The organism is Nannocystis bainbridge, from assembly GCF_028368995.1.
Lineage (GTDB): Bacteria > Myxococcota_A > Polyangia > Nannocystales > Nannocystaceae > Nannocystis > Nannocystis bainbridge.
In genome coordinates, this window is the sequence record NZ_JAQNDL010000001.1 from 2,295,531 (window position 1) to 2,308,774 (window position 13,244).

At 70.3% G+C, this 13,244-nt stretch carries 12 protein-coding genes; 6 read left to right on the top strand and 6 right to left on the bottom strand.

Annotated elements, in window-relative coordinates; all coding sequences use genetic code 11:
* Positions 1-188: 188 nt before the first annotated feature.
* Positions 189-1,091: a hypothetical protein gene (locus POL25_RS08970; protein WP_272085506.1), complete on the bottom strand. Its 903-nt coding sequence runs from the start codon at positions 1,089-1,091 to the stop codon at positions 189-191.
* A gap of 197 nt (positions 1,092-1,288) precedes the next feature.
* Between POL25_RS08970 and POL25_RS08975 the strand changes: the two genes are divergently transcribed.
* The 3 genes from POL25_RS08975 (at position 1,289) to POL25_RS08985 (ending at position 4,797) form a co-directional block, all read left to right on the top strand.
* Positions 1,289-1,942 carry a hypothetical protein gene (locus POL25_RS08975; RefSeq protein WP_272085507.1) on the top strand — a complete coding sequence of 218 codons (654 nt, stop codon included), beginning with the start codon at positions 1,289-1,291 and terminating at the stop codon, positions 1,940-1,942.
* A 71-nt stretch (positions 1,943-2,013) separates the two neighbouring features.
* Positions 2,014-3,606, top strand: a complete 1,593-nt coding sequence (locus POL25_RS08980) for a hypothetical protein (protein WP_272085508.1) — start codon at positions 2,014-2,016, stop codon at positions 3,604-3,606.
* Between the two features lie 153 nt (positions 3,607-3,759).
* A complete protein-coding gene (locus POL25_RS08985; RefSeq protein WP_272085509.1) occupies positions 3,760-4,797 on the top strand; it encodes a hypothetical protein in 1,038 nt (345 codons plus the stop codon).
* A 155-nt stretch (positions 4,798-4,952) separates the two neighbouring features.
* Here the strand turns inward: POL25_RS08985 and POL25_RS08990 are convergent, their stop codons facing one another.
* Positions 4,953-5,672 carry a Crp/Fnr family transcriptional regulator gene (locus POL25_RS08990; RefSeq protein WP_272085510.1) on the bottom strand — a complete coding sequence of 240 codons (720 nt, stop codon included), beginning with the start codon at positions 5,670-5,672 and terminating at the stop codon, positions 4,953-4,955.
* Between the two features lie 103 nt (positions 5,673-5,775).
* Between POL25_RS08990 and POL25_RS08995 the strand changes: the two genes are divergently transcribed.
* Together POL25_RS08995 and POL25_RS09000 are read left to right on the top strand one after the other, a co-directional pair.
* Positions 5,776-7,317: an HAD-IG family 5'-nucleotidase gene (locus POL25_RS08995; protein ID WP_272085512.1), complete on the top strand. Its 1,542-nt coding sequence runs from the start codon at positions 5,776-5,778 to the stop codon at positions 7,315-7,317.
* Positions 7,318-7,332: 15 nt separating this feature from the next.
* A complete protein-coding gene (locus tag POL25_RS09000; protein WP_272085513.1) occupies positions 7,333-7,752 on the top strand; it encodes a secondary thiamine-phosphate synthase enzyme YjbQ in 420 nt (139 codons plus the stop codon).
* Positions 7,753-8,089: 337 nt separating this feature from the next.
* Here POL25_RS09000 and POL25_RS09005 read toward each other — a convergent pair whose 3' ends face one another.
* A complete protein-coding gene (locus tag POL25_RS09005) occupies positions 8,090-8,230 on the bottom strand; it encodes a hypothetical protein (RefSeq protein WP_272085514.1) in 141 nt (46 codons plus the stop codon).
* A gap of 315 nt (positions 8,231-8,545) precedes the next feature.
* On the opposite strand from POL25_RS09005, the gene POL25_RS09010 reads away from it, so the two are divergent.
* Positions 8,546-9,811, top strand: coding sequence for a sigma-54-dependent Fis family transcriptional regulator (locus POL25_RS09010; protein WP_272085515.1), 1,266 nt, complete (start codon positions 8,546-8,548; stop codon positions 9,809-9,811).
* 206 nt (positions 9,812-10,017) lie between these two features.
* Here the strand turns inward: POL25_RS09010 and POL25_RS09015 are convergent, their stop codons facing one another.
* The 3 genes from POL25_RS09015 to POL25_RS09025 form a co-directional block, all read right to left on the bottom strand.
* Positions 10,018-10,938, bottom strand: coding sequence for an N-formylglutamate amidohydrolase (locus POL25_RS09015; protein ID WP_272085516.1), 921 nt, complete (start codon positions 10,936-10,938; stop codon positions 10,018-10,020).
* A gap of 57 nt (positions 10,939-10,995) precedes the next feature.
* Entirely contained in the window at positions 10,996-12,099 is a 1,104-nt protein-coding gene (locus POL25_RS09020) for an LBF_2804 family protein (protein ID WP_272085517.1), read from the bottom strand.
* A gap of 275 nt (positions 12,100-12,374) precedes the next feature.
* Complete coding sequence (locus POL25_RS09025) at positions 12,375-13,160, bottom strand: ABC transporter permease (protein ID WP_272087246.1); 786 nt, start codon at positions 13,158-13,160, stop codon at positions 12,375-12,377.
* Between the last annotated feature and the right edge of the window lie 84 nt (positions 13,161-13,244).

Below are 13,244 nucleotides of genomic sequence, written 5' to 3' on the forward strand. Positions count from 1 at the left end.
GTAAAACTCGTCCCGAGGAGCCGGGAGCGAAGTTCCTCTTCCTGACCCCGATGCCCCCCACGGCGCCGGCGTCACATCGAGCGCAGCTCGGCCATTCGCCGCTCGGCCATTCGCAGCTCGGCCATCCGCCGCTCGACCAGCTTTCGCTCCGCCTCTTCCGCCCGCGACCCGACCCCACGGCGCCGGCGTCACATCGGGCGCAGCTCGGCCATCCGCCGCTCGACCAGCTTTCGCTCCGCCGCTTCGGGCTCCGGACACGCCAGATAGCTCTTGAACAACAAGCTCGCGTTGGCGGGGTTCTTGAACGCGATCTGCTCGATCGCAGCGAGGTAGAGCCGCTCGTGCAGCGGCAGCAGCGCGTCGACCGCCATCCGTTCGCCGCTCGAGGCCAACGACTTCAGCAACCCCAGCTCGCGCTGCGCCGCATCGGCCGCGCCGCTGCGGTCGTACACCAGGGCCAGGAGCAGCGACGTGCGCACCTGATCGCGCGAGGCCGCCCGCTCGCGGGCCCGATGCGACAGCTCCAGCGCCTGGGCCAGATCTCCGGCCAGCAGCGCCGCGACCGCCGCCAGCCGATCGAGGCGATAGCCCTCGACCTCCGCCCGTGCCTCCGCCTGCGCCAACGCCGACCGGGCCAGCGCCGGCTCGCCGAGGCCGATCGCCGCGATCGCCGTCATCACCCACGTCATCGGCGGCGGCGCTTGCCCGCGCCGGCTCGCCTCGCTCCGCGCCGTCGCCAGCCACTGCGCCGCCCGCTTGCGGCTCTGTCGCTGCGCCTCCGCCAGCGCCTCGACTTCGCTGGCCAGGTTCGACAGCGGCGGCAAACCCGGCACCTGCGTCAGCTCCAGCATCGCCGCCGCCACCAACACCGCCGGCGCCCCCGGACACAACCGGGCCCGCTCCGCCCACAAGTTCGTTCCATCCGCGCCGACCAACTGCTTGGCGACGGCGATCTCCGCGGTCCGCTCGAGCTCGCGGCACTGACTCCACGGACGGCTGCCCGCCTGAGCCCAGACCGTGGGCGGATCGGGCGGCCGGGGTTGCCACCCCGCGGGCGCGAGCGTCAGCCAGATCGCCGCCACGAACGACATCGAACGCGAGCCTAGCACCTCGCATCGCCCGCTGCGGGCGCCCCGGCATCAGCACTTCGCGCCGAATTTTTGGTCCTCGCCCGCCCACGTCGCACACTCGCCGCGTGACTCCCCGGCCTTCCGTTCGCGCCGGCCAGGGCAACCGGCGGCGCCGGCCTCCCGCCCAGGCGGCAGCTCGCCGACACACGCGCTGGCTCGTGAACCAACTCCGCCGCGGCGCGCTCGTCGTGCGCGGCCTGCCCGCTCGCCTGCAGACCCGGATCGCCTGGCGCAGGGCCGGGCAGCTCGTGGCCGAACAGGGCCGGGCGCTCGTACCCGCGGCCCAGCGCGCCTTTGCCGGCGTCGGCAAGGGCCTCGACCGCGGCGCCAGCGAGCTCGGCCGCTCCGCCGTCGCCAGTGGACGCGGCCTCAACAGCCTGTCCCAGCTGAGCGCGGGCTGCTTGCGTCGCTTCTCGCACCTGAGCCTGCGCGGCTTCGCCCAGCTCGCTCGCCTGTCGCGGATCGCCGGTCTCGCCCTGGGCCGCGGCGCTCGCCGATTTGGCGTCGCCAGCGCTGTCCTGGCTCGCCATGTCGGAGCCTTCCTGTGGGCGCGACGCACGATCCTGCGCGCGCTGGCGCTCCGCGGCGCCTGGTGGGGTGCCCTGGCCCTGTTGTGGTTCGGCGGCCGGGCCCTCCTCGACCTGCAGGTCCCGCTCGCCCAGGACGCCCTCCCCCTGTTCCTCGTCGGCCTGGCCCTGTGCTTGCCGCTCTTCTTCGCGGGTGCTGCGCGCCTGCGCTGGGCCGGCTTTGCTCTCGGAGCCGGCCACGCCGCGCTCGCGGTGCTGGTCTGGACCATCACGACGACCGGCTGACACCCCTTGGCGAGCCCGTGCGCACGCGATACGCCTGATGCGTGCTCCCTCGTGGGCCTCTGCGTCCCGTCGTGCTGACCCTCTCGGCCGGCCTCCTCGCGCTCGGCTGCCGGGCCGATGGCGCGCCGATCGACGACGACACCGGCAGCGACACCGGCACCGGCAGCGACACCGAGGCCAGCGACGTCCCGAGCCCCGGCTTCCTCAACCCGGCGCTCGGCGACTTCATCGTCTCCAGCACGCAATATGTCCCAAAGGACATCGTCGTCCAGAAGATCACCGTGGGCAACACCCAGCTGATCATCGACGGCCAGACCGCCGGCACGCTCGGCCCGGGTAGCGCGCTCGGCGAACTGACCGGCGATCGTCTGCGGATCTTCCTCCACGGCGCCCTCGCGCTCGGCACCCACACCCTGCAGATGGCCTCGCACACCCCCGAAGGCCCGCTGTTTTCGGCCGAGCTGACCATGAACGTCACGGCGCCGGAGATCCAGTTGCCGCGGGTCTGGACCGAGCTCGAGCCCGACCCGCGCGATGTCGGCGACGCCCTGCTCGTCAGCGGCGCCGGCTCTGACAGCCTCCTCGGCGTCCTCGCTCGCGGCCCCGTCCCGACGCTCCGCCTCTACCGCGCGGATGCCGACACCTGGGCCGAGACGCCCTTGCTCGAGACTACACTCAAGGGACATGTCCCGGAGGCCATGGCCTTCGCGCCAGGTATCGCCGCGCTCGCGCTGCCGCCGACGCCCGGCAGTGACATCAGCGTCGTGCGCATCGCCTATCGCCGCGGCATGCCGGGCGACGCCATCGTCACCCACGACTTCACGATCGCCCCCGAGGCGGGCATCGGCCCCCTGCAGACGGCCGTCGACCTGTCGGCCGACATCTTCGGCCACGCCGAGTTCACCATGCTCGGTCGGCCCTTCCTCCTCGGCGACGTCCTGTTCGCGGAGTTCATCGCCGCCGACGACGCCGAGATCCCTCACCCCGGCGATCGCGGCATCGCCTACGTGCGACGAAGCAGCGATCGCAGCAACTGGTCGCCGCCGGAGCGGGTCCCGACCGCGAAACCGCTCGATCTCGACGCACTCGGCCCCGCGCTCTCCCTGCCACACCTCAGCCTCGGCGCCGGCATCTCCGTGCGCCTCGGTCAGCGCCTCACCGGCATTCTCTCCCTCTCGGACGCCGGCGCCGCCCTCGTCTCCGAGCCGGGCGAGGACATCGACCTGCTGCCCGGCGTGCCCGCGGTCCTCAGCACGATCTCCAGCAACCTCGGCGCCCGCACCGTCGCCGCCGTCACCCCCGATCGAGGCGTCGGCATCGCGTTCCTCGGCACCACCGGCAAGCCCGACAACACCGCCGTCACCGTCCCCCGCGAGAAGCTGCCCGACGCCCGCATCACCGCCCAGCCCGCCGCCGGCGTCCTCCTCGGCTACTCCGTGTTCCTCCTGCCCTACGGCGACGCCGCGCCCGTGCACCTGGTGTTCGGCGACGGCATGCGCACCTACGTCTTTCCGCTCGTCGACCCCGAGCCGCTGTCGTGCCGCGCCGTCGCGCTGATGCCCAGCCTCGGGGGGAACCTCGACGCCCCGGGCATCCCGCTCGCCTGCCTTCAGGGCGAATCGCTGCGCGTCGGCGTCCTCAAGGCGGGCCCCGCCGAGCTCTGAGGGGCCCTCGCCACCGCCGCCGGAGCCGCGGGAGGGCGCATCGCTCGTGATCGATCGCTCACGCCGTCGCCGCGGCGGTGGCGACCGATCTGCCGCCGCTGCCGCCGCCCGCGAAGTGGCGCCCACGGGAGCCGCCGATATACTGCCCACCTCGTGTCGGTGCTCCGCAAGATCGCCCTCGGACTCGTCCTCCTCGTCCTGATCCTCCTCGGCCTCGCCGCCTGGATGTTGCGCTCGCGCGCCGAGGCGATTCCCGACGAACTGCCCGCGATCAACGTCGCCGAGGCCGACCCGCAAAAGCTCGTCATCCCCGGGAGCGGCGGCCTCGGCGACCTCGTGCTCGCCGACCTCAAGGGTCGCACCGTCTACCTGATCGTCGAGGACCGCGAGAGCATGGCTGCCCGCGAATCGTCCGCGATGAGCCGCGCCATGGCCCGCTGGGGCTATCCGGACACCGTGTCCGGTTTCGCCGTCGGCGACGCCGACGGCTTCGCCCTCCTCGCCTCGAAGATCGAAGAGTTCGTCGGACCGATGCGGCCCGAGCTGCGGCTGCCGCTCTACATCGACTTTCAGGGCGCCGTCACCAAGACTTTCAAACTCCCGAAAGGCCACGTCGGGATCGTCGTCATCGACCCGACCGGCGCCGTCGCCTATCGCCACAGCGGCAAGATGGAGCCGGCCGAGATTGAGAAGCTGCGCGGCCTCCTGGGAGCGACGCTCCCAGTCGTGAGCCCCGCCCCCGCGTTCAAGGTCGGCGAGCTCGACAACGCCGCCTGCGCGGGCCGCACCTGCGCCATGGTCTTCCTCGGAGGTCCGGTCGCCCGCAAGGACATCCCCGGCGGCAAGCAGGGCTTCGAAGGCAGCAACGACGACAGCATGAAGCAGTTCGCCAAGCCCGACGTTCGCCTGGCCGGGATCGTCGTCGACAGCGACACGAAGCTCGATTCGGGCAAGGTCGGCGCCCAGCTCGTCGGCCAGATCGACGGCGCCGAGCTCAAGCACTGGAAGACCGCCCCCGACAGCAGCGAGGCCCGCGCAGCCTTCCAGATCCCCGCCGGCGAGGCTGCCCTCGTCGTCCTCGATCCGCAGGGCAACGTCGTCATGCGCGAGCTCGGCCGCGTGCCGATGTACAAGTTCGGCATCCTCTCCGAGTTCATCGGCGTCGAGCTCAGCGACCGCGACGAGCCCTGATCTCCGGGGCCGCCGCCGTCCTGCCGTCGCAACCTCGTCCGGGGCGACGACCGGCCTCTCGACCTCGTGCTTCACGCTCGCCGGTCTCTCGACCTCGTCCGCCGCGCCGAGCGGCTGCGCCGCCGAGTCCTGCTGCCGATCGAGCTCGCGGCGTCTCAGCAGAGCGCCGAGAGGCCCTCGACGTCGACGAGCACGACCGTGCGTCCGAGCAGATTGACGAGGCCTCGCTTGCGAAAGCTCGCCAGCGCCAGCGAAATGGTCTCGCGGGTCGACCCGATCAAGTTGGCCATCTCTTGATGCGTGATCTTGAGGTCGACCTTGATCCCATCGTCGGTCTCGTGCCCGTACTCGCGGCCGAGCTCGAGTAGCAGCGCCGCCAGCTTGGCGTGGACGTCGCGGAACACGAAGTGCTCGAGCCTGGTCTCCGCGGTGCGCCGCCGCTGGGCCAGCACCTGGGAGAAGCGGAACGCGAGCACCGGGTCGGAGAAGATGAGGTCTCGCAGGGGTTCTCGCGGCAGTAGCGCCACGATCGCGTGCTTCATCACCTCCGCCATCTCTTCGCGCGGCGCGCCCGTAAATACGCACAGCTCCCCGAAGAACGCCCCTGGCCCGTGGTAGTCGAGGGTCAGCTCCTTGTCGTCGCGCGACACCTTGCTGCACTTGACCCGGCCGCCCTGCAGGAAGAACACGTGCTCGCCCGGGTCGCCCGGCAAGTACACGATCTGTCGCCGGCGAAATTCCTTGATCTCCACCACCGCGGCGAGCGCCCTCAAGTGCTCGCCGCCCACGCCCTCGAACAGTGGGATCTTGCGCAGGTACCAGAGCACCCGGCGCTCGTCCCTGGGCGGAGCAGGCTCCTTGGCGGCTTGATGCATGCGCGCTCTCGCTACCTCCTAAACTACGAGGCTTTGCGGATCCGCGCAATCTGGGAAACGCTCCGCCATCAGCGGCCTGCGCTGCTACCCTGAGAGTTCCCCCATGTCGATCGCCAGCGGGCTCCCGTCTCCCATCCGCAGAGTGCTTCAGGAGGGCGAGCTCGTCCTCGAAGCTCCGTTCACCCGCCGGATCTTCACCAACCGCGACCTCGCGTTCGACCAGATCGGCGTCATCGGCTTCGACATGGATTACACCCTGGCGCTCTATCGCCAGGAAGAGCTCGAGGCGCTGTCGATCCGCTGCACCCTCGACAAGCTGATCGCCCGCGGCTACCCCGAAGCGCTGCGCGACACGCAGGCCGATCCTGCGTTCGCGATCCGCGGCCTCGTGGTCGACAAGACGTACGGCAACATCATCAAGATGGACCGGCACGGTTACGTCGGGCGCGCCTATCACGGCAAGAACCTGCTGCCCAAGCCGACGCGCAAGGCCCTCTACCGCGCCCAGCGCCTCGGTACCGAGCGCGAGCGCTTCGCCCCGGTCGACACCCTGTTCGCGCTGCCCGAAGTCACCATGTACGCCGAGGTCGTCGACTGCATCGACCAGCGACCCGACCTGTGGCCCTCCGGCCCGCCGACGTACACGCAGGCGTGGACCGACGTGCGCGAGTGCATCGACCAGGCTCATCAAGACGGCTCGCTCAAGGACCTGATCCAGGCCGACCTCCCGCGCTACTTCCAGCTCGACCTCGAGCTCGGACCGACGCTCCACAAGTTCCGCTCGGCCGGCAAGCGCCTGTTCCTCCTCACCAACAGCCTCCTGCCCTACACCGAGTCGGTGCTCGGCTACGTCCTCGGCGGGCAGATGTCGGCCTACGCCACCTGGCGCGACTACTTCGACTGGGTCATCGTCGGCGCGCGCAAGCCGGAGTTCTTCACCGGCAACAATCCGTTCCAGGAGCTCGACGCGACCGCCAACCCGCTCGGACGCCCCACCGGCGAGCCGCGCCGCGGCCGGATCTACAACGGAGGCAATCAGCTCGGGCTGCAAGCCGCGCTCGGTGTCCACCCCGACGAGGTGCTCTACGTGGGCGACCACATCTACGGCGACATCGTCCGCAGCAAGAAGAGCTCCGGCTGGCGCACCGCGCTGGTCGTCGAGGACCTCGAGCACGAGCTCGGCATCCGCCGCGACCGCCAGATCCCGCTCAAGGAGGTCGAACAATTGTCGTCCCTCCGGATCTCGCTCGCCGACGAGCTCTCGGCGCAACGCTATCTGTCGCGCCTGCTCGCGCGCATGACTCCCGACGATCTGGTCCGCCAGGGCGTCGCCCCCGAGGCGGCGGAGAGCCTGCTCGCCGACACCCGAATCCAGGTCCGGCGCCGCTTCGACCGCCTCCGCAAGTACGAGGAAGAGATGGCTGCCACCCTGGAGCGCCGAATCGCCGATGTCGACGAGGCCTTCAACCCCTACTGGGGCTCGGTGTTCGCCGCTCGCCGCGATTCGAGCCGCTTCGGCGCGCAGGTCGAGAGCTACGCCTGCATCTACACCAGCCGCGTCACCAACTTTCGCTACATCTCGCCGACCCGCTACTTCCATTCGCCCCACGGCTCGATGTCCCACTGGCACTCGTCCGCCAAGTGAGCGACGCTCGCGCGCATGAAGTCGTACCGCGAAGAGCTGTGGTTCCAGACCGACTCCCGACGCGCCTACCTCAACATCACCGGGCAGGTCGAGGCCGCGGTCCGCAAGAGCGGCGTGCGTGAGGGGCTCTGCCTCGTCAACGCGATGCACATCACCGCCAGCGTCTACATCAACGACGACGAGCCCGGCCTGCTGCAGGACTATGACGACTTCCTCGAGCGCCTGGCACCGCACGCGCCGACCAGCCACTACCGGCACAACCGCACCGGCGAGGACAACGGCGACGCCCACATCAAGCGCCAGTTGATGGGGCGGGAGGTGGTCGTGGCCATCACCGAAGGCAAGCTCGACTTCGGCCCCTGGGAGCAGATCTTCTACGCCGAGTTCGACGGCCGCCGCCGCAAGCGAGCGCTGATCAAGATCATCGGCGAGTGATGCCGCGACGTCATCGAGGCGACCGCCGATACAAGCGGCGACCCGAGGACCCAGCAGGGCCCGTCGCCGCGGCCCGGAGGCCTGATCGCCGACCGGGCGAGAAGCCCCACACTCCGAGCCCGAAGGCTGCCATGCCGGGAACCGTTCGTATCGCTCGCTCCTGACTGTGACACGAATCGTCGCGTCGTCCGGAGTTGGGCGCAGCGCTGCCCGGGCGAAGGCGGTTCTTTCCACGCCGCCCTTCGGCATCACAGTCTCGGACATGTGAATCGCCCTGGCCACGGCACCAGAGTATCGCCTCCCCCGCGGCGCGCCAGGTCCGACGATTCGTGCTTCCTCACCAAATATCGTTGGGTACACCCAATCGCAGCAGTTCATCCCCAATCACGCTTGCATGCATTAAATCGTGGCACTGCGGATCCGCATCGATTAGCTTGTCGACATGGCTCGCGTTCGCGCCATTGTTGGAGTCACCCATGCTCGCGCCGATCCCCCCGTCGCCAGGCTTTCGCTCGCACCTCGGCTCCGACTCTTCGGGGCACAGCCATCGCGCCGCTTTGTCAGCATGGCAATGACCTGTCTCTGAAGCCATGGCATCCCCAACTCCAGTGGGTCCCCCCCCGCCCGCGCTGCCCAACGCTACTTGGGTGCACTCCTGCAAACAGGCTCTCACGCCCTCTATGACCCTGTTTACGCTTGGCAAGCTCCGTGCAGAGGCCGCGGCCAACAGGAGCCCTGTATGACCGAGACCTGTCCTGCCTCGACCTCCCCCGCCCGCGATCCCGTCGCCGCCATGAACTCCATCCCGGTGGTTCAGGACATCTCCCCCCCCAACGCCGAGCGCGTCGTTCGCCAGGTCGCGCTCCGCGTCGTCGCAGGCCCCGAAGCAGGCCGTATCTTTACGTTCGATCACGAAATCGCCGGCGGTCCGCTCCGTGGCGGACGAAGCGAGCTCTGCGACCTCGTGCTCCGCGATCCGCGGGTCAGCGACCTGCACTTTCAGCTCGCCGCGCAGCGCGGGGGGCTGATCGTCCGAGACCTCGACAGCGCCACCGGCATCCTCGTCGGCGACATTCGCGTGCGCGAGGCCTTGCTGACCCCCGGGGCATGCTTCTCTGTCGGGGGCACCCGCCTCGAGCTGGTCGCGCTCGAGCTCTGCGACGTGCCCCTGCCGCCATTTTGTCGCTTCGGCGACCTTGACGGCAGCAGCACGGCGATGCGGCTGCTGTTCTACCGCCTGGCCGAGCTGATGGCGCGACCCGGGCGCTGTCACGGGCTGTTCTCCGGCGAGGCCGGGACAGGCAAGGCCCTCGCCGCTCGCAGCCTCCACCTCATGGGTCCCGATCGGGACGCACCCTTCGTCGTCGTCGATCTGCGCCGCCTCCCCCGCGATCAAATCGACACCGAGCTGTTCGGAACACCGGCCCGTCGCGGGCGGCTGGCCGAGGCCGCCGGCGGCACGCTGCTCTTGCAAGCCGTCGACGAGCTCCCGCTGGCTTCCCAGGCCGCCCTCGATCGTGCCCTTATCGCCGCTCCCGTCCGGCTCCTCGCCACCGCCCGGCGCGACTTGCAGCGCCTTGCCGCTGCCGGCCTGTTCGACCGCGACCTACACGCGCGCCTCGGCGGCTTCCACGTCGTGCTCGCTCCCCTGCGCGAGCGGGGTCGGGATGTCGTGCTCCTGGCCGAGCGGCTCCTGCTTCGCCTCGGGGTCGACGGCCGGAGCCGCACGCTCACCGCCGAGGCCGTCGCAGCCATGCGCGAGTACTCGTGGCCAGGCAACGTGCGCGAGCTCGAGTTCGTGGTCGAGCGCGCCCGTCTGGCCACGGACGGCGCGGTGATCGAGCGCGCCGACCTCGGCCTCGGCCGCGACCTCGACCCGAACCTGGCCCGGGTGGCCGCGCTCATGCACAGCACTCACCACGAGGCCGTCGCCGGCTTCGAGACGCTCTATTTCCGTCATCAACTGTGCGCCCACCGGACCAAGATCGCCGCGGCCAGGGCGGCAGGAATGACCGGCGAGGGGTTTCGCCTGGCGTGCCGCCGCGTCCGGGTGTTCTGAGAGAGCCTGTCATGTCCGACGATTCGCCTCGCAAATCGACGCCGGCGGCCGACGCTCCACCCGGACCTCCGCCACACGTGACGAGCGCGAAGGCGGCGCCGCCAGCCGCTGACCACGTCGGAGAGCTCTTACCTGCCGCGCCAGACAACACCAAGGTCCGCCACGCGCGGCCCTGGGCTCCTGCCCCGATCGGTCACGCGCGGACTTCAGGAGGTCTGCTTGGCCAGCGCCTGCGACAGCGCCACGGCCAAAGGCCGCGTCATCCGCTCGACGTGCGCGGCGCTGATCGGCGACTCGCCGAACGGGACGAACGGGTCGGCCAGCAGCCCCCGGTTGAGCTCGACGCACAGCACCTGACCCGGATAGGCCCGTGCGTAGTGATAACCCATGGTCGCGGGGTGGAGCTTGTACGTCACGTTCTCGCGCGCGTCGACGTTGATGGCAGCGAAGGCCGCCTGCACCGCCCCGACCAGCTCCCGCGACGACCACAGCGTGCCCTCGCCGTCGGCGGTGATCAGGTCGACCGCCGGTCGCTCGGGCCAGGTCTCGTAGACCGCGGGCTCGTACGCGTGCCGCAGCGCCGTGACGATCTCGCCGTCGATGCGATCGATGCCGACGGACCGGGGCGCATACGAGTGCAGCTGCAGCGCCAGGCCGGCGGTCCCGCACAGCCGGCGATAGGCTCGCTCGGTGAGCGCGTGATAGCTGGCGTGCAGCTGCGACAGCAGCGCCTGGTCGGCCGGCTCCTCGATGTACGCCGCGACCGCCGGAGTCAGCCCGTCGATGACCGCGCCGCGCTGCGACCCCTCGAAGACGCGGTTGCAATCGATGAAGGTCCGCGGCACCAGGCAACGCAGGACAAGCGTGCCGAAGCCCTCGGCCGCCAACGTCTCGCTCAGCCACTGCGCAGATTCGGGGGTGCCGATGTCAGTATTGACATAAAAGAATGCCTCGAGCCCGACGGGCAGCGTCCCCGTCAGCCGCACCCGCGCTGCCTCGTAATCGGCGGTCCGCGTGGCCCCGTGCGGCAGCTCGACGAGCAGCGTCGACGCGCCGGCCCGCGGCGGCGTATAGGTGACCTCGCAGACGCCCGGGACGGCGACGAAATCCTCGAATACGGTCGGCATCGCGCAGCAGCTTGCCCATCCGCTCTCGAGCTGTCGACCGGCTCGGCTGATGCAGACTCACGCCGGCGCCAGTTGACGCGTCAGCAGCGCCTCGATGCCCGCCCCCCGCACGAAGTCGCGGCACATCGTCTGCACCTCCCCGGCGCTGTAGCGGAACACGCCCCGCTCTGCGAGCTCGCGGATCCGTCGCCGCTCGCGCCACGAGATCTGGCCGTCGAGCAGGAATCCGATCACGATCAGCAGCACCGCCGCGCGGCGCAGTCGCTCCGGCGCCACGGCCAGACGCGCCAGGTAATCCTCGAGCGTCCCGCGATCGGGCTCGACGGCGATCGCATAGTGCTCGACGAGCGCCTTCGTCAGCGCGAAGTGATTCTGATGGAAGTCTCGCTTGCTGACGGCGATGAACCTGAACGTATCGTAAAGGAGCGCCTTGTCCTCGGCGCTCGCGGCCAGATCGGCGGGCAGGCGCACGCAAAGGTGCTCGATCAGCTTCTGGCCCATGATGATCACCTTGGCCTCGTGCAGCACCGAATGGGTGCTCCAGGCATTGATGGCCATGTAGATCGGCATGCCGGCGAAGTCGAGCACCTCGCGCACGGCGAAGCGCCCGAGCAATCGCTGGACCGCGTAACGGAGGAGCTTGCTGCCGAGCCAGCCCTTGAGCCGCAGCAGCAGGTTGACGACGAACAGCAGCGTCGGATTGACGCCGAGGAACGGGTCGATGCCGTACTTCAGCAGGCCGCGGTGCTTGTTCTCGAGGCCGATGTCGAGGAGCGTGCCCGCGACCTCGGCCTTGTTATGCGGCCCGAGCAACCCCGTCGCCGCCGCGATCTCGTGCACGCCCCACAGGTTGAGCAGCACCAGCGCGTAGATCTCGATCACCATGAGCAGCAGGCCCCACAGCGTCTCGGCCCACGGAAAGGCGACCTCGCTGCCGAACAGCGACACCGTGACCGAAGGGAACAGCTCCGGAGCGCTGTACACCGGCATGAAGTACAGCAAAAAACCGACCACGCTCATGGCCGCCGCGCCCCCCACGGCCGCGCGATGCGTGCGCCGGACGGCCGCGAGCTCCGCGTCGCTGAGCAGGTGCAGCTGACCGTCGCTGGCGATCGTGCGCACGGGCAAGCGGTCGAAGAAACGGCGGAAAAGCGCGCTCATGAGTTTCGCTCTCCACTATCACGGCGCGGCGACGGTTCGCTACGGCGTCACGATCGCGCGCGGCCGCAACCACCGCGCATCCTGGCCCGCATCGCCCATCACCAGGCACGCGAGCCCCTCACGGGGGGTCGGCGCCGCACAGCCCCGAGACCCAGGCGGGGCTCCGACCACCGCCCCCCGGCCTCGATCGCACCCGCCATCGATCATGAGCCCCCGACAAGGATCATGACATGACCCGAAGGACATGTCACCCGCAACGCCTCCGCACGGCCGCCTCACTCCGGACGACGGGCCGAGCTGTCCGCCAGCACCTGGGCGCACAGCACCAGCAGCGCCAGCGGAGCGCTCGCGGCCACGGTCGGCCACCACACCCCGCGCGCCAGCTCGCTGCCGCTGCGCGCCAGCAGCTTCCCCCAGCTCGGCAGCTCCGGGGCGCTCGCCCCGAGGTAGGCCAGAAGCGCCTCGACCTTGACCGCATGCGCGAACAGCACCACCAGCGCCGACAGCAGCACCGGCCGCAACGCGGGGACCACGTGCCAGCCGATCTGGTGCAGCGCGCCGGCGCCCATCGCCTCGGCCGCACGGTAGTAATCGGCGACGCGCAGCCGCTGACCCTCAGCCCGGGCGGCCCGGAACACCCCCGTCCACTGCGTCACGGCGATCGCCACCACCACGGTCGCCACGCCGGGCCCGAGAGCCAGAGCCATCGCCAGCAGCGCGACCACGGGCGGCACCGCGGCGAACGCATCCGTGGCCCCCGACAGCAGGCGGTCGGTCCACCCCCCACGGAGCCCGGCCCAGGCCCCCAGCAGCCCGCCGACCGCCACTGCGCCCGCCGCCCCGCCGACGCCCGCGACCAGCGAGACGCGCGCTCCCTGCACCACCTGGGCGAACAGGTCGTAGCCGAGCGCGTCGGTCCCCAGCCATGCAGCTGTCCCCGGGGACATGTACGGCCGGCCCACCGGCACGTCCCACGCCTGCGCCCACAGCCCTGCGGCCGCCCCCGAGGCGAGCACGGCGAACCCACCGAGCCCGAGCAGCGCCAGGCGACCGCCGAGCATCAGCCTCACGCGCTGCCTCCGACTGAGACTACATGCGCGTTTCGACATGTCTCAAAGAACACATTGTCGCACCAGCCCGTGCCC

What these genes read in the sequence shown, in the direction of transcription:
- POL25_RS09000 (WP_272085513.1), top strand. Translation starts at nt 7,333, where the DNA reads ATGAAGTCGTACCGCGAAGAGCTGTGGTTCCAGACCGACTCCCGACGC.
- POL25_RS09025 (WP_272087246.1), bottom strand. Translation starts at nt 13,160, where the DNA reads ATGCTCGGCGGTCGCCTGGCGCTGCTCGGGCTCGGTGGGTTCGCCGTG.
- POL25_RS09015 (WP_272085516.1), bottom strand. Translation starts at nt 10,938, where the DNA reads ATGCCGACCGTATTCGAGGATTTCGTCGCCGTCCCGGGCGTCTGCGAG.
- POL25_RS09010 (WP_272085515.1), top strand. Translation starts at nt 8,546, where the DNA reads ATGAACTCCATCCCGGTGGTTCAGGACATCTCCCCCCCCAACGCCGAG.
- POL25_RS08990 (WP_272085510.1), bottom strand. Translation starts at nt 5,672, where the DNA reads ATGCATCAAGCCGCCAAGGAGCCTGCTCCGCCCAGGGACGAGCGCCGG.
- POL25_RS09020 (WP_272085517.1), bottom strand. Translation starts at nt 12,099, where the DNA reads ATGAGCGCGCTTTTCCGCCGTTTCTTCGACCGCTTGCCCGTGCGCACG.
- POL25_RS08970 (WP_272085506.1), bottom strand. Translation starts at nt 1,091, where the DNA reads ATGTCGTTCGTGGCGGCGATCTGGCTGACGCTCGCGCCCGCGGGGTGG.
- POL25_RS09005 (WP_272085514.1), bottom strand. Translation starts at nt 8,230, where the DNA reads ATGGGTGACTCCAACAATGGCGCGAACGCGAGCCATGTCGACAAGCTA.
- POL25_RS08995 (WP_272085512.1), top strand. Translation starts at nt 5,776, where the DNA reads ATGTCGATCGCCAGCGGGCTCCCGTCTCCCATCCGCAGAGTGCTTCAG.